Origin of the sequence: Nocardia sp. N2S4-5 (genome assembly GCF_044628355.1) — a bacterium.
Classification (GTDB): domain Bacteria; phylum Actinomycetota; class Actinomycetes; order Mycobacteriales; family Mycobacteriaceae; genus Nocardia; species Nocardia wallacei_B.
Genome location: NZ_JBIUPM010000001.1, coordinates 7,004,744 through 7,025,115 on the forward strand (window position 1 = coordinate 7,004,744; position 20,372 = coordinate 7,025,115).

At 69.3% G+C, this 20,372-nt stretch carries 19 protein-coding genes, 1 tRNA gene and 1 pseudogene; 5 read left to right on the top strand and 16 right to left on the bottom strand.

Annotation, left to right across the window (positions count from 1 at the left end; translation table 11 throughout):
• Window positions 1-45: 45 nt before the first annotated feature.
• The 9 genes and pseudogenes from ACFMRZ_RS32445 to ACFMRZ_RS32485 all read right to left on the bottom strand — a co-directional run.
• Window positions 46-615, bottom strand: a pseudogene (locus tag ACFMRZ_RS32445) (M15 family metallopeptidase); the annotation flags it as partial.
• Window positions 612-1,709: a phage portal protein gene (locus ACFMRZ_RS32450; protein ID WP_400182043.1), complete on the bottom strand. Its 1,098-nt coding sequence runs from the start codon at window positions 1,707-1,709 to the stop codon at window positions 612-614. The gene ACFMRZ_RS32450 and the pseudogene ACFMRZ_RS32445, both read right to left, overlap by 4 nt.
• Window positions 1,710-1,921: 212 nt before the next feature.
• Entirely contained in the window at window positions 1,922-3,190 is a 1,269-nt protein-coding gene (locus ACFMRZ_RS32455; protein WP_400182044.1) for a terminase, read from the bottom strand.
• Window positions 3,191-3,266: 76 nt separating this feature from the next.
• On the bottom strand, window positions 3,267-3,686 hold the full coding sequence (locus ACFMRZ_RS32460) for a hypothetical protein (protein ID WP_400182045.1): 420 nt from the start codon (window positions 3,684-3,686) through the stop codon (window positions 3,267-3,269).
• Between the two features lie 325 nt (window positions 3,687-4,011).
• Window positions 4,012-4,674 carry an AAA family ATPase gene (locus tag ACFMRZ_RS32465; RefSeq protein WP_400182046.1) on the bottom strand — a complete coding sequence of 221 codons (663 nt, stop codon included), beginning with the start codon at window positions 4,672-4,674 and terminating at the stop codon, window positions 4,012-4,014.
• A complete protein-coding gene (locus ACFMRZ_RS32470; protein ID WP_400182047.1) occupies window positions 4,667-4,834 on the bottom strand; it encodes a hypothetical protein in 168 nt (55 codons plus the stop codon). Before ACFMRZ_RS32470 ends, ACFMRZ_RS32465 begins: the two co-directional genes overlap by 8 nt.
• Before the next feature lie 600 nt (window positions 4,835-5,434).
• Window positions 5,435-5,641, bottom strand: a complete 207-nt coding sequence (locus ACFMRZ_RS32475; RefSeq protein ID WP_400182048.1) for a hypothetical protein — start codon at window positions 5,639-5,641, stop codon at window positions 5,435-5,437.
• A 79-nt stretch (window positions 5,642-5,720) separates the two neighbouring features.
• Window positions 5,721-5,939: a hypothetical protein gene (locus ACFMRZ_RS32480; RefSeq protein ID WP_400182049.1), complete on the bottom strand. Its 219-nt coding sequence runs from the start codon at window positions 5,937-5,939 to the stop codon at window positions 5,721-5,723.
• 114 nt (window positions 5,940-6,053) lie between these two features.
• Window positions 6,054-6,129 (bottom strand) — tRNA-Asn (locus tag ACFMRZ_RS32485).
• A 148-nt stretch (window positions 6,130-6,277) separates the two neighbouring features.
• Here ACFMRZ_RS32485 and ACFMRZ_RS32490 point away from each other — a divergent pair.
• Together ACFMRZ_RS32490 and ACFMRZ_RS32495 are read left to right on the top strand one after the other, a co-directional pair.
• Window positions 6,278-6,934, top strand: coding sequence for a response regulator transcription factor (locus tag ACFMRZ_RS32490; protein ID WP_280271947.1), 657 nt, complete (start codon window positions 6,278-6,280; stop codon window positions 6,932-6,934).
• Window positions 6,931-8,163 carry a sensor histidine kinase gene (locus ACFMRZ_RS32495; protein WP_400182050.1) on the top strand — a complete coding sequence of 411 codons (1,233 nt, stop codon included), beginning with the start codon at window positions 6,931-6,933 and terminating at the stop codon, window positions 8,161-8,163. The genes ACFMRZ_RS32490 and ACFMRZ_RS32495 overlap by 4 nt, the downstream gene beginning before the upstream one ends.
• 42 nt (window positions 8,164-8,205) lie before the next feature.
• On the opposite strand, the gene ACFMRZ_RS32500 is transcribed toward ACFMRZ_RS32495, so the two are convergent.
• Window positions 8,206-8,595, bottom strand: a complete 390-nt coding sequence (locus ACFMRZ_RS32500) for a hemophore-related protein (protein ID WP_400182051.1) — start codon at window positions 8,593-8,595, stop codon at window positions 8,206-8,208.
• 127 nt (window positions 8,596-8,722) lie between these two features.
• Entirely contained in the window at window positions 8,723-9,751 is a 1,029-nt protein-coding gene (locus tag ACFMRZ_RS32505; RefSeq protein WP_400182052.1) for an FAD-dependent oxidoreductase, read from the bottom strand.
• Window positions 9,752-9,959: 208 nt separating this feature from the next.
• Between ACFMRZ_RS32505 and ACFMRZ_RS32510 the strand changes: the two genes are divergently transcribed.
• Together ACFMRZ_RS32510 and ACFMRZ_RS32515 are read left to right on the top strand one after the other, a co-directional pair.
• On the top strand, window positions 9,960-10,496 hold the full coding sequence (locus ACFMRZ_RS32510; RefSeq protein ID WP_400182053.1) for a hypothetical protein: 537 nt from the start codon (window positions 9,960-9,962) through the stop codon (window positions 10,494-10,496).
• A 138-nt stretch (window positions 10,497-10,634) separates the two neighbouring features.
• Window positions 10,635-11,384 carry a thioesterase II family protein gene (locus ACFMRZ_RS32515; RefSeq protein WP_400182054.1) on the top strand — a complete coding sequence of 250 codons (750 nt, stop codon included), beginning with the start codon at window positions 10,635-10,637 and terminating at the stop codon, window positions 11,382-11,384.
• A 6-nt stretch (window positions 11,385-11,390) separates the two neighbouring features.
• Here the strand turns inward: ACFMRZ_RS32515 and ACFMRZ_RS32520 are convergent, their stop codons facing one another.
• From ACFMRZ_RS32520 to ACFMRZ_RS32530, 3 genes are all read right to left on the bottom strand, one after another.
• Window positions 11,391-12,236 (bottom strand): 1-acyl-sn-glycerol-3-phosphate acyltransferase, encoded by an 846-nt coding sequence (locus tag ACFMRZ_RS32520; protein ID WP_280271941.1) that lies wholly within the window; start codon window positions 12,234-12,236, stop codon window positions 11,391-11,393.
• Window positions 12,237-12,503: 267 nt separating this feature from the next.
• Window positions 12,504-13,124 carry an MBL fold metallo-hydrolase gene (locus ACFMRZ_RS32525; RefSeq protein ID WP_280271940.1) on the bottom strand — a complete coding sequence of 207 codons (621 nt, stop codon included), beginning with the start codon at window positions 13,122-13,124 and terminating at the stop codon, window positions 12,504-12,506.
• On the bottom strand, window positions 13,121-14,203 hold the full coding sequence (locus ACFMRZ_RS32530; protein ID WP_400182055.1) for an S-(hydroxymethyl)mycothiol dehydrogenase: 1,083 nt from the start codon (window positions 14,201-14,203) through the stop codon (window positions 13,121-13,123). The genes ACFMRZ_RS32525 and ACFMRZ_RS32530 overlap by 4 nt, the downstream gene beginning before the upstream one ends.
• Window positions 14,204-14,538: 335 nt before the next feature.
• Here ACFMRZ_RS32530 and car point away from each other — a divergent pair, with 335 nt between their 5' ends.
• The gene (car, locus tag ACFMRZ_RS32535) at window positions 14,539-18,042 is read left to right on the top strand and encodes a carboxylic acid reductase (RefSeq protein ID WP_400182056.1); all 3,504 of its coding nucleotides are present in this window, start codon (window positions 14,539-14,541) and stop codon (window positions 18,040-18,042) included.
• A gap of 34 nt (window positions 18,043-18,076) precedes the next feature.
• On the opposite strand, the gene ACFMRZ_RS32540 is transcribed toward car, so the two are convergent.
• Both ACFMRZ_RS32540 and ACFMRZ_RS32545 read right to left on the bottom strand, forming a co-directional pair.
• Window positions 18,077-18,715 carry a nicotinamide riboside transporter PnuC gene (locus ACFMRZ_RS32540; protein WP_400182058.1) on the bottom strand — a complete coding sequence of 213 codons (639 nt, stop codon included), beginning with the start codon at window positions 18,713-18,715 and terminating at the stop codon, window positions 18,077-18,079.
• A gap of 272 nt (window positions 18,716-18,987) precedes the next feature.
• Entirely contained in the window at window positions 18,988-20,355 is a 1,368-nt protein-coding gene (locus ACFMRZ_RS32545) for a dihydrolipoamide acetyltransferase family protein (RefSeq protein ID WP_400182059.1), read from the bottom strand.
• Between the last annotated feature and the right edge of the window lie 17 nt (window positions 20,356-20,372).

Genomic DNA, 20,372 nt, shown 5'->3' on the forward strand with positions numbered 1-20,372 from the left:
TCCGGCCAGGGTGTCCACGCCACTGTCATCGGTGCGGTATTTCGACCGCGACGGGTAGACCTGGGTGAGTTCACGGTGGACATCGCGCAGCATCGTGCGTTCCTCGTCGGTCATGTCGTCCTCACTGGTCGGTGTGGTGGGGTAGATGCCGAGATATCCGGCGTCGAGCCGTTCGGCCAGGGTGATCAGGCGCGGGTTACCGTCGGCGTAGGCGATCTGGTAGTGCATTTCGTCCGCGCGCGACCAGTCCGCACCCCAGAACACGCACCCACCGAAACGCTCTAAACCCTTGCGCACTTTGGCAATTCGATCCTGCGGCATGGTGCGCTGCCCCCACGGGTAGCGGGGTGCGTTGATGTCCACGGCGGTGCCGGACAGGTGGTTGCTGTCGGGTACGTCGTTGGTCGGAGACCATCCCCACACCGGGGATGCGATCGCCTCGACGTTGCGGTGATACCAGAGCAACCACGCGTTGAGAATCGTCGCGGGCAACCCGGCGCGAATGGGTGCGGTGTCGGTCCACGGCAGCGGGTTGGCCACCACGCATTCGTCGCGATCGACCATGCGCCAACCGTTTTCGGAGTGCGTGTTGCCGTAGACGGTGCGGAAACTCATGGGCGCGCCAATCGTTCGGGGGCGGGCGGTTGCGGGTCCGCGCCGTCGTCTGGGGCGGCAGCATCCGGCGGGCGCAGCGAGGTGAACCCGGTCAGATCGATTTCGACGTGTTCACCGGGGGCGGTGATGTCATCCATGCCCAGCCGCGCGCACAGCGCGGCCATGAATGGCGACAGCCCGTAGTCGACGAATTCGGCGTTACGCCCGGCGCTGGTCTCGTAGGTGAGCGCGGCTTGTGCGGCCGTGGCGTCGAGCATCGCGGCCGGAATCCCCACGGCGCGAGCAATATCCACCACCGCCGCGTTACGGGCCTCGATCAACAAATCCGCGTTCTGTTGGCCGTGCGGCTTTACTTCGATCGACTTGTTGGTGTAGGCGACGCCGCCGTGCTCGCCCCGGCGTGCGGCGGCCCACGAGGACACCAGCGCCTTGATATCGGGTCCGCTCATCGGTCGATCGGAAATGTCGTGCAACTCGATATTGGGTACCGGTGTGGCCGCCGCGCGTTCGGCGATCGCGGTCAACGCGTCCGCGTGCCGGATCGCGCGCGACCCGTAGGCGAGCAAGCCTTCGTCCACGCCGGGCACCAGGGCGACCGCGCCGGGGTTCGCGCGTTGCCCGTCGATCAGCACGTGCCCGTCCGGGTCGAACTCCCACCGCGTCCACGGCACATAGTCCAGGGCTGCCACCGCGTTCGCGCCGTCGCGCTCGACAGCCAGCAGGGCCCACCCGTAGAACATCAAGTCGTCCACGACCAGCGATGTGCGTTTGAACGCCGACAGCGTTCGGTCGGAGCGGTCCAGCCAACGCGGTTGCGGGTCTACCGGTGCGCCGTCGGGACCGCATACCCGCATCGGTAGCCGTCCGATCGTGCCGCACAACAACCGCCGCGCACGCGCGATCGCGGGCACGCGCAGCGCCTCGGTACGCGTCAGCGGCCAGTCATGGCCCGCCGCCCATTCCGGTAGGTCGATGTAGGCCAGATGGTTCGGCCACTGCGCCCACGGCGACGCCGGACCCGACAGCGCGTTATTCGCCGCCGCGATCCGCGCGGGCGCGTCGGCCAGCGCCCGAAGTGTGTCTCTGAGTCCCACGCGACCCAGTCTCGAGGCGGTGTCTACGTTCCCGATGCAGCGCCGCAATGGACGCCTTCACGGCGCGTCGCGCGGCCTGTATCTCACCGTGCGCGCCGCGCAGGTGCAGCGCGGCAGCTTTCCAGGCACCGGCGCGGGTGCCGACGACGGCCCGCCAATCACACGCGTCGCAGGTGACGACGACGCTGTAAGGTGTTGCGTCCAAACGTGTTTCAGGCATCGGCTGTCCATATCTGTGGAAGTGGCATCGGAATGTGGGACGCGGCACCGTAGGCGGCCAGCGACACAGCCTCGAGTGCGGCGATGGAGCCCGACGACGCGCGGCGGCCGAACGCGCGGGCCCCGTCACCGAGTGAGCGCCACGCCGCCACCGACACCGCCGCCGTGAGCGTCGGATGGAGGCGGCAGCGGATCGCGCCCCGGTTCACGCGGTCGAACATGTCGGCCGCCGCTGCGGCGACCATGCCGCCACCGGCTTCGGTCAGTGGCACCGATAGCCGGTCCAGTTCGTCGGCCACGGTGCCGCTGGGGCCGTGGCGATCGATCCACACCCCGGCGTGCGCGTGGTGGGTGGTCAGCTCCGCGACGCGGGCCGCCGCGCCGTCGGTGCCGGGACGGCACTCGATCACCTCACACCACGGCACCCCGTCGAGCAGGACGGCGGCAGCGATCGCGGTTTCGGTGCGGTCGATCGACACCGCTGCGGCGAAGCACACCGGCAGATCGGGCAACCGGTCCACGGTTTGGCACGCCGCCCACGCGTGCGGCGGAAACACCGACTCCGCCGCGCCGGTCTCGCGATTGCCGTAGGCACGCGCGAACTCGCCGGGGGTGAGCTGGGCCTGTGCGGACTCGAGGGCGGCCATGTCCACGGTGTGACCGTAGGCGGGGTGCGCGGCGGCGATCACCGCCAAATCGCTCGGATCGTCGTCGGGCCCAATCCCGTAGTCCACCAGACAGATACGCGGATGTTCGTGTGCTTCCTCGATCAGCCCGTGAAACCACGTCGACACCGCCGTGCCGCGCGTGGACAGCACCACGGTTTGGCGCATCGGGCGTGTGGCTTGGGTCGGGGTGATCGCCGCCATCAGCGCGGCGGCTTCCTCCTCACCGAACACCCATCCCTCATCTATCAGGTTCAGATCGGATTGTTTGCCGTGTAGAGAGTCCTCCGTAGGCGGGTGTGGTCGTAGCTGGGACATGTTGTGCGCGAACTCGATTCGTGTGTCACCGGCCCCGCGTTTCAGGTCGAACAACCGCCCGAACGGGGTGAGCTTCGCCGGGCGCGCCATCTCCAGAAAGCTGTCTCTGGCGTGCATCCCGGTTTGCGCGGTGAACCACACGCGCGAGTTCGGCAGCAGCAACCCGCGATGGAACGCCGTGGCCAGGGTGAGCGCGGTTTTCCCGGACTGGCGCGGAACCGAGATGATCACCAGTGGATACGCGAAACGTCCTGTACTGGTGTCGATTTCAGTCGACACGTCGACCGCTCGACGCTGCCAAGGCATGAGAGTGCGACCCAGCCCCGCCGAGGTGCGCGCGATCGCGTGACCGTAGCTAGGCCGGTTCGGTGTCCGAGGTGTGTGGTAGCGGGGCGTCGGCGTCGCCGGTGGTGGGGCGGGCGATCTCATCGAGCAGCGTCCTCAGATCGTCGTCGGTGGCATCGGCCTGAGCGGCAGGGGTAAGGCACAATTCGCGCAGCGCCTCGACGGCAGCGGGCACCAACTTCGCGGGCCCGTAGGGCTTGTTCTGCTGTTCGAAGCAATCCAGCGCCCACCCCACCGAACGCACGACGGTCTGGAGCGCTTCGTGTTCGGGGCGCAGTAGATCGGCGTCGGACGCGGCGACGAACGCGCGGTCGATCGCTTCGGAGTGACGCCCGCGCGTGACGCGTCCCGGCACCACCGACGGCAACACCTCCGCGTCGAACATCGCGGCTTGCCCATCCTGCGGGGCGCGCGGGTCTGGTCTCGGCATGCATAAAACCATGCACCGCAATCGCATAATATGCAATCACGCCATGCATAAAGCCATGCATAAAATACGTGACTATTCGGGTGTTGTCGGCGGTCGCCTCACTAGCGGGCGTATGTACCAACCCTTGTACCTGGTGCTCACCTCGAAAAAATGGGGAGTTGGGCAGGGGCTTCCGGGGGTGGGCGTGGTCAAAAACCGCGATGTGATACATGTATTGATACATACGAGCGCCGCAATGGAGTGCATATTATGCATGCCCGTGCGTAGATCGAGGCCGGTGCCGCGGTGCATATTATTCACTGTGGCGGATGGGTTGGACATGGCATCACCACTGCCTGGACGGTGGCACGCTGGTGTCGTTGCGCCCGACGTAGTAGCGATCGATGTGGGGCAGCACGTCGGGGGGACGTTCGGCGCGGGCACGCTCGATCACGGCCGCCGCGCCGGGGTCCACGCGCACGAGTTCCCAACCGCGCGAATGGTATTCAGACTCCTGGGCAGGTGAGGGGATCGAGTGCACCAGCCACACCGTCACCTGTTCGGCCAGGCGCGTCGCGCGGCGGATCGCGGCTTGCCGGGCCGCGATCGCCACGTGCCGCACATGCGCCGGGTAGAGGTGGAGGGGATCGGCGTTCGGCCCGCGTAGGGCCGCCGCGATCACGTCCAGATCGATCACCACGTCATCCGGTGCCGCGTGCTCGCGGACATAGGTCGACTTGCCACCGGCGGGCGGCCCGGTCACCACCACCACCCGAACGCCGGGCGTCGCGGCACCGATGCCGTTGCCGCGTTTGCTGTTGCACGGACGACAGGCGGGCCGCCCGTTCTCGAGGGCCCACGGGTCGCCACCGAGCGAACGCGGCACGATGTGATCGGCCGTCGTCGCCACATTCGTGCAGCCGTCGAGCTGGAGGTGGCACACGGTGCCGTATTCGGCGAGCACGGCAGCGGTGTAGCGCGCGGCGCGACGGCCGCCCCATCTAGCCACGGCCGTCGGGCCACACGTCCGGGCACGCGTGCCGGTCGTAGAGCGGTCGGCGCTCCTGGCGCGCGATGCCCAGCGCTGGCACGCTGAGCACGTGGCAGTCCTGGTAGTTCAGCACCTCCACCGTCCCGGTCTCGGTCGGCTCCACGTCCAGAGCGACCAAGCGGAACTCGGTACCTGAGAACCGGTACGCCAGCTCACCACCACAGTGACGGCAGGATGTTTCGGTTTCCAACACTGGTGGGTCCTCCCTGTGCGATAGCTACCGAGATGATCCAAATCTGTTGGGGTGTAGATGTTTCGGTGTGGAGGTAGAGAATTGGCCTTGCTGGGTAGCCTCCCAGCGCTCGCCTCCCAGTTTTTCCGCTCACCGTCTGCTACCCCAACGCCGATAGCCTCGCGGCCATTGGGCTGCAAGGCTTTCGGTATGTCCCACCCGCGCAGGGGATCAGTCCGCTTGGGTGAGCCGTACGCCGGTTCGCACGGAATTAGTCGAGTGAGCACCTACCGGAGCAGTCGGTTAACGGCGGACCCGCCATAGCGCCGTCACGCGTCTATTCGGGGGAGGCATCACCCCGTCGAGTCGTCGCCCAGATACGCGGCCCCGTGTCCCACGGCAGCGGCTCAGAGCTGGGATCATTACGACAGTCCGCGCACAGCCACACTTGCCCGGACGGCAGACGCGGTACGCGAGACTTCGGATGGAACGGTCTGTGACACTTCGGGCACCGAGGCCGGGGCACGGCGACGCGAGCGGGGGCACTCACCGCTGGCCGTCCCAGAGTTCGGCGATCTGGCGCAAGATCTTCGCCGCTTCGGGCTTGGCGACACCTTCGGCCTGAGCCACGGCCCGGCCGTCGAGATCGACGTAGACGAACAGCGCACAGCGGCTCATATCGAGCACTCCCATACGAGCGCCGTCCCCGGCGTCGCTCGGCGGGCCGGTCAGCACGTCCTCGGGAGGCGTCATCGCATCACCGCCCAATAGGCGGCACCCAGCGTCCACACAGCGCACGTGGTCAGCAGGGCGGCGGCAATGTGCGCCCGGATCATGACTCGGCCCGCTCGATGTCGTCGGCCGCCGCGCGGAGCTTGGCTGCGACGATGGCGGCCGGGATGGGACCACCTGGGGCGTCGTTGGTGCGCCACGTGTGAGCTATGCCTGTGCCGGGCTGGTCCGGGTGCGGGCCGATGGTGATGACGGCCGAGGCGTGATAGACGGCCGCGAGCAGATCGCGCGGAAGGCCGGTCAGGTCGGGATCGGTCATGCCGCGACCACCCGGCCCGGCGATATTGTCCCTGGCGCGACGTCGGGGTACCGGGCGCGCTGATTCCCGGTTACGATGTGCTGGTTACTGATTGAAACAGCACGTTGAAGTGGGTGGCTCCCCCAACTGGACTCGAACCAGTAACCTGCCGATTAACAGTCGGCTGCTCTGCCAATTGAGCTATAGGGGACTGTGGTGGCTCGTTGTGTTGGGCGGGCCGAGGAGAAACTTTAGCGTATGGGTTGTCGGGGGCCCAAATCGGGGCTCTAGCTGGGGTTCTTCGAGGTGGGGCGGAGTCCTCACAGGGACCTGACAGGGGGGCGGGGGAGGATTGGCGGGTGCGGGTTCTTGTGGTGGAGGACGAGCGGTTGCTGGCCGATGCGATCGGGGTGGGGTTGCGGCGGTATGCGATGGCGGTGGATGTGGTGTACGACGGGGGTGCGGCGTTGGAGCGGGTGGGGGTGAACGATTACGACGTGGTGGTGCTGGACCGGGATCTGCCGGTGGTGTGCGGGGACGAGGTCTGCGAGCGGGTGGTCGAGACGGGGGGTGTGGCGCGGGTCCTGATGTTGACGGCGGCCACGGCGGTGCCGGACCGGGTGGCGGGGCTGGGGCTGGGCGCCGACGACTACCTGACCAAGCCGTTCGCGTTCGCTGAACTGGTGGCGCGGGTGCAGGCGCTCGGGCGCCGGTCGCGCCCGGCGACGCCGCCCGTGCTGGAGCGTTCCGGGGTGCGGCTGGATCTGCACCGGTGCTCCGTTACCCGCGACGGGACGCCGGTCGCGTTGTCGCGCAAGGAGTTCGCCGTCCTGGCCGAGTTGCTGCGGGCGGATGGGGGAGTGGTGTCGGCCGAGCAACTGCTGGAGAAGGCATGGGACGAGAACATCGATCCGTTCACCGGAGTGGTGCGGTACACGATCATGATGCTGCGGCGGAAGCTGGGCGATCCCGATCCGATCGCGACCGAGCCCGGCGTGGGCTACCGCGTCCGGTGACGCGGCGGCTGCGCCCGACCATCCGGTTCCGGCTGACCCTGCTGTACGCGGGAGCGTTCTTCCTGGCCGGCGCCGTACTGATCGCGGTCATGTACTTCTCGCTCGAGCAGTGGCTGGGGCGGCGGCCGAACGGTGGTGCGCAGCTGATCGTGCGCGAGTATCTGGGCGCGCCGCAGTTCCGGGTCCGGATGGGCGCGGTGGACGAGTTGGCCTCCGCGGTCGCCGCCCAGGCCGAGACGGAACGGAGCGCCACCATGCACGCCATGCTGGGCTGGTCGCTGGCGGCGCTGGGAGCGGTCGGAGTCGCGGCGACCGGGCTCGGGTGGCTGCTGGCCGGGCGGGTGCTGGCGCCGCTGCAGCAGATCAGCGCCACCGCCCGCCGAGTGGCCGACCACAGCCTGCACGAGCGCATCGCACTCGACGGCCCGCGCGACGAAATCACCGATCTCGCAGACACTTTCGACGCCATGCTGGAGCGGCTGGACCGTTCCTTCGACAGCCAGCGCCGCTTCGTCGCCAACGCCTCGCACGAACTGCGTACACCACTGACCATCAACCGCACCCTCCTCGAGGTGGCGCTGGACCGGCCCGACGCCCCGGAACCGTTGCGGCAGTTGGGAATAACGCTGCTGGAGGTGAACCGGCGCCACGAACGACTCATCGACGGACTGCTGGTGCTGGCCGGGAGCGAGCAGCGGCTGACCGAGCACCGCCCGGCCGACCTCGCCGATGTCGTTCGCCACGTCGCCGCCATCGCCGCGGAACAGGCGAGCGCGGCCGGTGTGGAGTTGCGTACCGAGCCGGAATCGGCTCCGGTCATCGGTGACCCGCTGTTGCTGGAACGCTTGGCGCACAACCTGTTCGACAACGCCATCCGATACAACCGGGAGGGCGGGTGGGTCGCCGCGCGCACCGGAATACACGACAGCGGCTGTCGGCTCGTCGTCGAGAACACCGGCCCGGAGGTCCCGGAGTACGACCTCGACGGCCTGTTCGAGCCCTTCCGCCGACTGACCTCCACCACCCGCCGATCCGACGCCGCCACCTCACGCGGTGCGGGACTGGGATTGTCGATCGTGCGATCGGTCGCCCGCGCACACGGCGGCACGGTGACCGCCGCCGCCCGCGCCGGAGGAGGACTGCGGATCACCGTCGACCTCCCGCCGGCCGCCACGCCCGTGCCCGGTCCCACCGGGATGCCGGAAGATGCCGGGGCACAGCAGCTTTGACTCAGGCCCGAGCGCACCCCCGATGCGCTCGGGCACAATCGGTCAGTATCCGTGGCAGGTGTCGGCGACCACCCGCATCTGCTGCGGCAGTCCGGCGAATCGCGGATCGTCGCGCAGGATGATCCGGCCACGGCCCTCCTCGGGCCGCGGGCCGCCGTCGCCGCGCTCACGGATGATCATCTTGCGCTGCTCCGGCGGCACGGAGAACATGCGCTCGAACTTCGCGCGGTGATCGGGGTGCTCGTCGAGATAGGTCGCGAACTGCGGGGCGTGGTCGCGCATGGCCGCCTCGACCTGCGCCGCCGAACACGTCGTGTCCGCCAGCGGATGCCGCTCGCCCGGCTGTGCCGACGCCGTCTCCGCCACTGCCACCACTCCGGCGCACGCGGCCGTCATCAGCAGCGCGCCCCGCATGAATCTCCTCGCCGACATCTCGGTCCTTTCACTCGGCTGTCCGGCCACCGGAACCGGTAGCTCCGGCGCCCAGTCCACCAGCGGACCCGTTTGCCCGGCGTTAGGCCGGTGTGGCGCAAACGAATCGGCCCGAGATAGGCCGCGACTACTTCCGCGGCCGCTCGTACAACCGGGCGATGCGGTCCCGCTCCTCGACCAACTGCCGACGACGTTCCGCCATCGCCGCGGCGGGGTCCGCACCGGTGGTCAGCGCGGCCACGAGGGCGGCCGCGTCCTCGATGGCGTCGCGGGCGCCCACACCGGCGGCGGGGGTGAGGGCATGGTCGGCGTCACCACAGAGGAGGACGGGGGCACGCGGCGTCGCCGCGTCGGCGAGCGGCACATTGCGGGCGTTGATGACTCGTACCGTGTCGGTCTCGTTCACCATGGCGTCGACAATGGGCGCGATGGCAGGGGCGGACAGCCGCACGGCCTCGGCCCAGTCCCGCACCGGATGCGTCCCGATCTCCTCGGGCGGCAGTTCGGGCTGGGTGATGCGGCAGAACCACACGGCCACATCGTCGTTCCAGAAGTGGCCGAAGGTGCTCGCGGGGAGGGTCCCCGTGCCCACCCGGCCTTGAAAGTGCAGGACCGAGGGCGCGCTGTCCGGCCGCACGGGGACGCGGGTGGTGCCGTAGACGACCGTCTGCCCGGCGTATTCGGCCGACCGGGCGGGTTCGAGCCGGGCGCGGGCGAGCGAATCGGTGCCGTCCGCGCCGATGATCAGATCGTCGGTGGCGACGGACGTGGCGCCGCTGACCAGGGTGCCGGTGGCGGGATCGAGGTCGGTGATCGCGATCCCGTCGTGCCGCCGCGCGCCCGCGGACGCGGCGAACTCGTCCAGGACGCGCATGAGGTCGTCGCGGAAGTACAGGCGGTGACCGTCGCTGGGCCGTGTGCGCTCGTTCTCCGTGTAGGCGATGCGGATCGCGGTGAGCGGGTGCGAGACCTTGTGCAGCGGGTCGATCGGCACGCCGAGGCTGTGCAGCGCCGCGTGCGCGCGCCCGTCGAGGACGAGGAACTGCCCATTGCGCGGAAGCGCCTGCCGCTCGTACACGGTGGCCGGGCGACCGTGCCGCGCCAGCGCTCCGGCGAGGACGGTGCCGGCGATACCGCCGCCGATGATCGTGACCATGTGGTGGCTCCTAGCGTTCGGCCGAGCGATGGGTATCCACTGACTGCCTTCGATCCGAGGGGAACGATACCCGGGCATTGTCGTGAGGTAACCACGAGATTTCGGAAACCGACCGCTGCGCAGGGTTTTTCGCGGGAGAATGAATGCGGCCGAGATCCGGCCTGGGGAATATCGGCTGTTACCGGGCCGATGGAATTAGGGGAAGGCAATGAGAGCCAAGCGAATCGCTGCTACCGCCCTGCTCGCGATCGGGGCCACCGGCGTCACCGCGGGAGTCGTCGGGGCGGCGCCCGCACCGGCGGCCGAGCCGGGTATCAGCGGTGTCGACCACGGCATCGCCTACGTGTCCGCGCCCACCGCGGACCACACCGGAGTGACGACCACCGTCGCCACCGGCAGTTTCGCGCTCGCCCAGGACGGCCGGGCGGTCACGCTCACCGACGTCGCGGGCCGCGAGGTCGTTACGGTACCGCTGGCCGTGCAGGGCGCGGGCGGAACCGTCGGCCTGACACCGCGCATCGACCCCGCCGGCCGCACCCTGACGCTGACGGCGAATTCCGCCGCGGCGCAGAACATCGACGAGGCCGAGACCGAGGCGCGCAAACAGCACAACGCGGTGGTCGGCGCGCTCATCGGCGCCGGCATCGGCGCGGTCATCGGGTTCTTTCTCGGTGGCGTCGGCGCGCTGGTGACAGTGCCGATCGGGGCCGGCATCGGCGCGCTGATCGGTTATTCCACGCCGTAACCGGACACCGGTGCGCCCCTACTCGACGGAGTCCCGCCTGGCCGCGGGGTTTTCGCGCCGTTCGGCCGGGACGTCCGGTGGCCGGAGAGACCGAACCCCGCGACAATGTCGGATGACACACCGCACGAGGGGGTTTCGATGACCGACGGACAACGAACAGCCGGGGCTTGGGTGCGGCGGTTCCACCCGCGCGCCGATCCGGCCGCGCGGCTGGTCTGCCTGGCGCACGCCGGGGGCTCGGCGACGTACTTCCACCCGGTCTCCCGGATGGTCGCGCCCGCGCACGAGGTGCTGGCCGTCCAGTACCCCGGACGGCAGGACCGCCGCCACGAGCCCTGTGTCGAGAGCGTGCCGGAGTTGGCGGAAATCGTTGCGGCGGAGCTGGTTCCGTGGCTCGATCGGCCGCTGTACCTGTTCGGGCACAGCATGGGCGCCTCGGTGGCGTTCGAGGTGGCGCGGCTGCTGGAGGCGCGCGGTACCGGTCCGGCCGCGCTGTTCGTCTCCGGCCGCCGGGCGCCGTCGCAGGTACGCGTCGAGACCGTGCACCGGCTCGACGACGCCGGTGTGCTGGCGGAGATGCGGCGGCTCGACGGCTCCGACGCCCGGGTCCTCGACGACGATGAGATGCTGCGCGCGATCCTGCCCGCCCTCCGAGCCGACTACAAGGCCGCCGAGACCTACCGCGGCACGGACGGCGCCACCGTCTCCGCGCCGATCCACGCCCACATCGGCCTGCACGATCCGAAGGTGACCCTCGCGGAGGTGCGCGCGTGGCGCGACCACACCACCGGCGGTTTCGAACTCACCACCTACGAGGGCGGCCACTTCTATCTCGGCGAGCACGCGTCCCGGCTGGTGGCCTCGATCGAGGCGGTGATGTCGTCCTGACCGCCCTCACACGATTCCGGCTAGCCCCGACAGCGGCCCCGGCAGGTCGGCGAGGTGCCGTTTGATGCCTGTCGCAACGGGATTGGGGATCTCGGCGCGCAACCGATCGAGTTCGCGCTGCATGGTGTCCACGGTCTCGCGGTAGCAGGCGTCCACCTCCGCCGCGTTCTCGGGATCGCCGGGTTCGGTGGACCAGTCCAGCGGTGGCAGGAAGCTCAGTTGCACGGTAGCGGGCAGCGGAACCTGCGGAACGATCGGCGCGAAACCGAACGGCACGCCGACGGTGTAGGGAAATACCTTGGCGCGCAGCAGTTTATCGAGGCGCAGTAGCCGCGCCGTGCGCTCGCCGCGGCTGACGATGAAGATGGAGTCGTGACCGCCGGTGGCGACGGCTGGGATCACCGGGACGCCGAGTTCCAGTGCGAGACGGATGAATCCCTTCCGGTCGGCGAAGTCGATGCGGCCACGGTCGGTCCACGGGCGGCAGGCCTCCCAGTCGCCGCCGGGGTACACCAGCACGGCGCCGCCGTCCTTCAATCCCGTCGTCGCGGCCTCCCGCGAGGCGGGCAACGCGCCCAGATCGCGCAGGCTGTCACCGAGAACCGGTGTGCGCAACAGGATTTCGTGCGCCAGACCGAAACTGGGTTCGATCGGCCGGCGGTCCATCATCGTCAGCAGCGTGATCCACACTTCGGGCGCCCAGTAGATCGACGAGTGGTTGCCGATGATCAGCGCCGGACCGGATTCCGGCACGTGCTGCGCGCCGGTGACCGTCGGCGTGAAGTAGTTGGTGTAGGCCCGCGCCAGGGGGAGCAGCGGGTGGTTCGGATCCGGAATCTTCCGGGTGGTCATGGGTAGCGTTCCTGTCTGTCGAGTCGCCGACGGACGGCGGCACGCCACGACCGGTCCGGCGCCGCGTGGTACCGGACGGAACCGAATTGCCCCTGGTCACATCCCCATTGATATTCCCTGATGGTCGCGCGTGCGCGGACCGGCACGGTGCTTGCGCATCGTCTGCACGACCGATGCCGGTCACCGTCCTCCTGTGTTGCCGAGGTTACCAACCCAAGCGATTGCTTGGCAGTTGATGTGCGAAATTCAACAGGACCGGCGTATCGGTCAGTGTCCCCGGTGAATCCACTCGCTGAGGTGTGGCGCCTCGGCGCCGATGGTGGTGGAGTCGCCGTGCCCGGTGTGCACGATCGTGTCCCCCGGCAGTGCCAGCAGCCGGGTCCGGATGGACTCGATGATGGTGGGGAAATGGGAATACGACCGTCCGGTCGCGCCCGGGCCGCCCGAAAACAGCGTGTCGCCGGTGAACACGGCCTGCTGCTCGGCCAGGTACAGGCTGCAGCCTCCGGGCGAGTGGCCCGGCGTGTGCAGCACCTGAATCGCCGTGTCGCCGACCGGAATTCGCTGACCGTGTGCCAGCGGCTGGTAGTCGACCTCGGGATGCACAGCGCGCCAGAGCATGTCGTCGGCGGGGTGCAGCAGGATCGGCGCTCCGGTCGCCGCGGCCAGCTGCGGTGCGACGTTGATGTGGTCGTTGTGGGCGTGGGTGCAGAGCACGGCCGTGACCCGGCGGTCGCCTACCGCGGCGAGCACGGGCGCCGGGTCGTGGGCGGCGTCGATGATCACCGCCTCCGTGTCGGTGCCGACCACCCAGACGTTGTTGTCGACATCCCAGCAGCCGCCGTCCAATTCGAAGGTGCCGGAGGTGACCACGCGTTCGATGTTCACAGCACCACCACCGAGCGCAGCACTTCACCGCGGTGCATGGTGGTGAACGCCTGTTCCACCCCGTCGATCGGGATGCGTTCGGTGACAAAGCGTTCCAGTGGCAGGCGGCCCTGGCGGTACAGCTCCAGCAGCATCGGGAAATCGCGTTCGGGCAGGCAGTCGCCGTACCAGGAGGACTTCAACGCGCCACCACGGGAGAAGAAGTCGATCAACGGCATGTCCAGGCGCATGTCCGGTGTGGGTACGCCGACCAGCACCACGGTGCCCGCCAGGTCGCGGGCGTAGAACGCCTGCTTCCAGGTCTCCGGGCGGCCCACGGCGTCGATCACGACGTCCGCGCCGAATCCGCCGGTCAGCTCCTGCACCCGCTCGACCACATCGTCACCGGCACGCAGGGTGTGCGTGGCCCCGAGTTCGGTGGCCCACTCCAGTTTCCGGGGATCGCGGTCGATGGCGATGATCGTGGTCGCCCCGGCCAGCCGGGCCCCGGCGACGGCGGCGTCGCCGACGCCACCGCAGCCGATCACCGCCACCGAGTCGCCGTAGCGCACGTTGCCGGTATTGATGGCCGCGCCGAGCCCGGCCATCACACCGCAGCCGAGCAGCCCGGCCACCGCCGGATCGGTGTCCGCGTCGATGACGGTGCACTGGCCCTCGTGCACCAGGGTCTTGTCGGCGAACGCGCCGATACCCAGCGCGGGAGTGAGGGCGGTGCCGTCGGACAGCGTCATCGGGCGGCTCGCGTTGTGCGTGTCGAAGCAGTACCAGGGCTTGCCGCGCTTGCACGCCCGGCAGGCGCCGCATACCGCACGCCAGTTCAGCAGCACCCGGTCGCCGGGCCGCACATGGGTGACGGAATCGCCCACGGTCTCCACGACGCCCGCGGCCTCGTGTCCGAGCAGGAACGGGAACTCGTCGTTGATGCCGCCCTCGCGATAGGTGAGGTCGGTGTGGCACACGCCGCACGCCAGCACCCGCACCATCACGTCGCGCGGCCCCGGATCCGGGACGACGATGTCGACGATCTCGACCGGTGCTCCGGCACTGCGGGCAACGACGCCGCGAACCTTCTGGGACATGGACCTCTCCTCACTGACACCGCCCGCCGCGGCGCACCACCTCCTCGGATCGTAGCGGCGTCCGGCTGTTTCGATGGCCGAGATGACGCGGCCACGCCCTCGGGAAATGCCTCGAAAAGTACAAAACGTCCAGCGTGACGCACGCCTCAATCGCGCCTAGCTCGGGCGATGCCGCGGCGCCCGGCGACCCTCTTGACAGTGTGTCGCGGGCGGCGCGACCGTAGGGATAGTTAGCGTGGGTAAATTAATTGCCGCGGGATGTGCTTGCCCCGCGCGCATCGACTGTCGAACAGGTTGCCGGACAACTCGGAGAGGTCGGGATGGACGTCTTGGGGATGGATATCACGCAGGAGCAGGAACGACTGGTACGGCGGGCGACGGAGCTGATCGGGCGCGACGAGCAGATTCGCGCCGCGCTCCCGGACGATGCCGTGAGCAAGGCCGTGCAGGCGCCCGGACTGGGATCGGCGCAGGTGGTGGCCGCTCTCATGGAGGGATATGCCGATCGGGTGGCGGTCGGTGAGCGCGCCGTCGAGTATGTCGCCGACGACAGCGGACGCCACCGCGCGCGGCTGCTGCCCCGCTTCGACACCCTCACCTACGGACAGTTGTGGGAACGCGTGCGGGCGCTGGCCGCCGCCTGGCATCATGATCCCGAACAGCCCACGCGGGCAGGCGATTTCGTCGCCGTTCTCGGATTCACCAGTGTCGACTACACCATCGTCGACCTCGCCTGCACCTACCTCGGGACGGTCGGGGTGCCGCTACAGGCGGGCGGGTCGCTCGCGCAGCTGGCCCCGATCGTCGCGGAAACCGAGCCGCGCGTGCTCGCCACCGACGTCGAACAGCTCGGCGCCGCAGTCGATCTGGCGCTCGATGCCGCGCCCGTGCGCTCGCTGGTCGTCTTCGACTACCACGCCGGTGACGACGACCACCGCGCCGCGCTCGCGGCCGCTCGCGCCCGGCTGTCGAGTCGCCCGGTGCGCGTCGAGACGCTCGACGAGGCGCTGGACCGTGGCCGCGCGCTGCCACCCGCGCCGCTGCGCGCCGGCGCGGACGGGGACGATCTCGCGCTGCTGATCTACACCTCCGGCAGCACCGGAACCCCCAAGGGCGCAATGTATTCCGAGCGAATGCTGGCCCGGATGTGGCGCAGCGGCGGCGACCATCCGCTGCCCACTGTCGGTTTCAGCTACATGCCGATGAGCCATGTCGCCGGCCGGGCGTCGCTGATCGGCTGCCTGGCGGTCGGCGGCACCGTGTACTTCGCGGCCCGCAGCGATATGTCGACGCTGTTCGAGGACCTCTCGCTGGCCCGGCCGACGCTGGTGTTCTTCGTGCCGCGCGTGTGCGACATGGTGTTTCAGCGTTTCCGCAGCGAGGTGGACCGCAAGGTGGCGGCCGGCGGCGACCCGGCGGACGTCGAGCGGGAAGTGAAAACCGAACTGCGCGAGCACTTCCTGGGCGGAAGGCTGCTGCTGGCGCTGATCGGCAGCGCGCCGGTGTCGCGGGACATGCGGGCGTTCATGGAGTCGGTGCTCGAGATCGGGATGTTCGACGGCTACGGCGCCACCGAGACCGGCGGCGGGGTGCTGCTCAACAATCGGTTGCAGCGTCCGCCGGTGCAAGACTACAAGCTGGTGGACGTCCCGGAACTGGGGTATTTCGGCACCGACAAGCCGTATCCGCGGGGCGAGTTGCTGATCAAGGCCGAGACGGTGGTGTCGGGCTACTACAAGCGGCCGGAACTGAACGCCGAGATCTTCGATGTCGACGGCTTCTACCGCACCGGCGACGTCATGGCCGAGATCGGACCCGACCAGCTGGTGTACGTCGATCGGCGCAACAACGTGCTGAAGCTGTCCCAGGGCGAGTTCGTGGCGGTGTCGAAGCTGGAGGCCGTCTACGCCGGTAGTCCGCTGGTCCGGCAGATCTTCGTGTACGGCTCCAGTGAGCGCGCGTTCCTGCTGGCCGTGATCGTGCCGACCGCCGCGGCGGTGTCCGCGTATCCGGAGGTCGCCGACCTGAAGGCGGCGATCGGGGAGTCACTGCAGCGGGTGGCCAAGGACGCCGGACTCGAGTCCTACGAGATTCCGCGCGACTTCCTGCTGGAGACCGAGCCGTTCAGCATGGCCAACGGGCTGCTGTCGGGCATCGCGAAGCTGTTGCGGCCCAAGCTGAAGGAACGCTACGGGCCGCGGCTGGAGCAGCGGTACGAGGAACTGGCGCGCGCACAGGAGGACGAGCTGTCCGCGCTGCGCTCGGCCGCCGCCGAACTGCCCGTGCTGGATACGGTCGGGCGCGCCGCCAAGGCGCTGCTGGGCTGTGCCGGAACCGATCTGACGCCCGACGCGCATTTCGCCGACCTCGGCGGGGACTCGCTGTCGGCGCTGTCGCTGTCGAATCTGCTGCGCGAGATCTTCGGCGTCGAGGTGCCGGTGAGCGTAATCGTCGGTCCGGCAACGGATCTGCGGGCGCTGGCAGAGTACATCGAGACCGAGCGCCGCACGGGCGGCACCCGGCCCACGGCGGAGTCGGTGCACGGCAGCGGCGCCGAGATCCGGGCCGCGGACCTGACGCTGGACAAGTTCGTCGACGCGGCGACACTCGCGGACGCGCCGCGCCTGCCCCGTGCTCCACGCCCGCCGCGGACGGTGCTGCTGACGGGCGCGAACGGCTATCTGGGCCGGTTCCTGTGCCTGGAATGGCTGGAGCGGCTGCACGATTCGGGCGGCACGCTGATCTGCGTGGTCCGCGGCCGGGACGCCGCGGCGGCGCGGGCACGGCTGGACGACGTCTTCGACAGTGGCGATCCGGAGCTGCTGCGGCGCTACCGCGAGCTGGCCGACGGCGCCCTGGAGGTGCTCGCGGGCGATATCGGTGAGCCGAATCTCGGTGTGGGCGAGGCGGACTGGCGGCGGCTGGCCGACACGGTCGACCTGATCGTGCATCCGGCGGCGCTGGTGAATCACGTGCTGCCCTACGACCAGCTGTTCGGACCCAACGTCGTCGGTACCGCGGAGGTGATCCGGCTGGCGTTGACCGGGCAGTTGAAGCCCGTGACCTACCTGTCGACGGTCGGCGTGGCCGCGCAGGTGGACCCGCAGCGGTTCACCGAGGACGGCGACATCCGCGAGATCAGCGCGCGCCGCTCGCTCGACGACAGTTACGCCAACGGTTACGGCAACAGCAAATGGGCCGGTGAGGTGCTGCTGCGGGAGGCGCACGACCTGTGCGGCCTACCGGTGGCGGTGTTCCGCTCGGACATGATCCTGGCGCACAGCCGGTACGCCGGTCAGTTCAACCTGCCCGACATGTTCACGCGGCTGCTGTTGAGCGTGCTGGCGACCGGGGTGGCGCCGAAGTCGTTCTACCGGACCGATTCCGGCGGCCATCGGCAGCGCGCGCACTACGACGGCCTGCCCGCCGATTTCACCGCGGCGGCGATCACCACCCTCGGGGCCCGGGTCGACACCGGCTTCGAGAGCTTCGACGTGCTCAACCCGCACGACGACGGCCTGTCGCTGGACGTGTTCGTGGACTGGCTCGTCGCCGCCGGTCATCCGATCGAGCGCATCGATGACTACGGGCGGTGGCTGTCCCGGTTCGAGACGGCGTTGCGTGCGCTGCCGGAGACACAACGCCGCCACTCGGTGCTCCCGCTGTTGCACGCCTACCGCGAGCCGGACGTGCCGATGCCGGGAGCGGTATTGCCCGCCAAGAAGTTTCAGGCGGCCGTGCAGCAGGAACGGATCGGCGCGGCCGCGGACATCCCGCACCTGACTGCGGCGCTGATCGAGAAGTACGCGGACGATCTGCGCCTGCGCGGGCTGCTGTGAACGGGCCGTGCGGGGGTGCTGCCCGCTAGGCCGTTCACGTGGTTATCGGGTCCGGCCGCCCGAGCAGGCGCTGCCGGGCCCGGTATTCGCGACGCCAGCGGGCGAAGCCGATCATGACCATGACGAAGAACAGGCCGTAGACCGCGCCGGAGACGTACAGGCCGGAGTTGAAGGCCAGCGGCACACCGACCAGGTCGACGAGCATCCAGATGATCCAGAAGTCGACCAGGGCGCGGCTCTGCGCGAAGGTCGCGATCGCGCTGCCGACGAAGATGTACGCGTTCGCCCACGGGGACCACGCGATATGCAGCCAGGTCAGGTGGATGAACAGCTCGGCCACCAGCACGGTGCCCAGGGCGAGCACGGTGAGCAGGACGGCGCGTTCGCGCGCGGTCGCCGGGCGGACCAGCAGGCCGCCGTGGTCGCGCCGGCCGCGGGTCCAGGAGATCCAGCCGTATCCGGCCAGCGCGCAGAACAGGATCTGCTTGAGCGCGTTTCCGGGCACGTGCGCGTCCATCGAGGCGGCGAGCAGCAGCAACGCGCCCGCCAACTGCACCGGCCAGGTCCACATCGTCTTGCGCATGGCCAGCCAGACCACGGTCAGCGACAGCATGTTCCCGATCAGGTCGGTCCAGAGGATGTGCTCGCCGAAGAGCTGGAAACCCGCGTCCACCTCACATCGAACCCGGCCTGTGCGGTCACTATTCCGAGCGACGTGGCAGATTCTGCCGCGAGTTCGCCGCGAGTGGATGCTCAGGCCGGGGTGACGGGTGGCTGGTGGCCTGGCCCGTCACCCCGGCGGTACTCCCGCCGCCCGGGGTGGGGATCGGGTCCCTCGTGCACTTGTGGCGCTCCGGCGGGAACCCCGGCGTCCGCTGTCGGGAAGCGGGCATTGGCGCCGGGGTCGGCGGGTATGCCGGTGGTCGGGAAGCTGTGCGCGCCGGGCTAGGTGACGATGCGCAGCGGGTGTTCCAGCAGTTCCTTCAGGTGCCGCAGGAATTGGGCCCCGACGGCGCCATCGATCGCGCGGTGGTCGGCGGACAGGGTCACCCGCAGGATCTTGCGGGCGACCACCTCGCCGTCCGCGAGGCGCAGTTCCTCCTGGGCGGCGCCCACGGCGAGGATCGCCGACTCCGGCGGGTTGATCACGGCGGTGAACTGCTCGATGCCGAACATGCCCAGGTTCGAGATGGTGAACGTGCCGCCGGACATCTCGTTCGCGCGCAGCTTGCGGTCGCGTGCCCGCCCGGCCAGATCCCGGGTCTCGGCCGCGATCTCGGAGACGCTCTTGCGGTCGGCATCGCGGATCACCGGCACCAGCAACCCGGCCGGTGTCGCCACCGCGACGCCGAGGTGAATCCCGTGGTGGCGCAACAGTTTGTCACCGGCGAAGGAGACGTTCACGGCCGGTTCCGCGCGCAGCGTCGCGGCCACGGCTTTCACCAGCAGGTCGTTCACGCTGACCTTGCCCTTGCCCGCCGCCGCCAGCGTGGCGTTGATCTCGCCGCGGAACGCCAGCAGTTCGGTGACGTCGATCGCGCTGGTCAGATAGATGTGGGGCGCCTGCTGCATGCTCTCGGCCAGCCGCTTGGCCGACACCTGCTGGATCGTGGTCAGCGGCACGTCGTCGTACGCGCCGGATGTCGGTGCGGAACTCCCGGATCCGCCGATGGCGCCCTCGGCTGGTTCGTTGTGCGCCGGGCTCGCGGATCGGCCGTCCGGGCGGGAGTCGCCCGCGGCTTCGGTGCCGGGTCGCTGTGCGGAACCGCCTGCGGCACGGGCGGATTCGACATCCTGGCGCGTGATCCGGCCGCCGGGGCCGGTGCCCGTGACCGCCGCAAGGTCTACGCCCAGCTCGCGAGCGATCTTGCGAGCCAGCGGAGACGATTTGGGCCGCCGTTCACCGCTCGTCGCACCGCCCGGCGAATCGGCAGCCGGGACCGACTGTGCGCCGGTGTCCGCAGCTACTCCGTCATGAACAGAACCACGCGCACCAGGGTCCTCGTCCGGGGTGCCGCCGGTTGCCGGACTCGAAGCGGCCGAAACGCCCTGCGCGCCTGCGGAAGGCGAGGGCGCGGTCCCGTCCCCGACAATGGCGATCGGCTCGCCGATCGGGACCCGGGCGCCCGCGTCGGCGAGGATCTGCTCGAGTACGCCGTCGTCGTAGGCCTCCAATTCCATGAGGGCCTTGTCGGTTTCGATCTCGGCGAGCACCTCGCCGCGGGTGACCTGGTCGCCGACCTGCTTGAGCCAGGACGCGATGACCCCGTCCTCCATGGTGTCGGACAGGCGGGGCATGGTGATTTCAGGCAATGTGGGTGTCCTTCGGA

What these genes read in the sequence shown, in the direction of transcription:
- ACFMRZ_RS32460 (WP_400182045.1), bottom strand. Translation starts at nt 3,686, where the DNA reads ATGCCGAGACCAGACCCGCGCGCCCCGCAGGATGGGCAAGCCGCGATG.
- ACFMRZ_RS32475 (WP_400182048.1), bottom strand. Translation starts at nt 5,641, where the DNA reads ATGACGCCTCCCGAGGACGTGCTGACCGGCCCGCCGAGCGACGCCGGG.
- ACFMRZ_RS32480 (WP_400182049.1), bottom strand. Translation starts at nt 5,939, where the DNA reads ATGACCGATCCCGACCTGACCGGCCTTCCGCGCGATCTGCTCGCGGCC.
- ACFMRZ_RS32500 (WP_400182051.1), bottom strand. Translation starts at nt 8,595, where the DNA reads ATGTCGGCGAGGAGATTCATGCGGGGCGCGCTGCTGATGACGGCCGCG.
- ACFMRZ_RS32505 (WP_400182052.1), bottom strand. Translation starts at nt 9,751, where the DNA reads ATGGTCACGATCATCGGCGGCGGTATCGCCGGCACCGTCCTCGCCGGA.
- ACFMRZ_RS32510 (WP_400182053.1), top strand. Translation starts at nt 9,960, where the DNA reads ATGAGAGCCAAGCGAATCGCTGCTACCGCCCTGCTCGCGATCGGGGCC.
- ACFMRZ_RS32515 (WP_400182054.1), top strand. Translation starts at nt 10,635, where the DNA reads ATGACCGACGGACAACGAACAGCCGGGGCTTGGGTGCGGCGGTTCCAC.
- ACFMRZ_RS32520 (WP_280271941.1), bottom strand. Translation starts at nt 12,236, where the DNA reads ATGACCACCCGGAAGATTCCGGATCCGAACCACCCGCTGCTCCCCCTG.
- ACFMRZ_RS32530 (WP_400182055.1), bottom strand. Translation starts at nt 14,203, where the DNA reads ATGTCCCAGAAGGTTCGCGGCGTCGTTGCCCGCAGTGCCGGAGCACCG.
- car (WP_400182056.1), top strand. Translation starts at nt 14,539, where the DNA reads ATGGATATCACGCAGGAGCAGGAACGACTGGTACGGCGGGCGACGGAG.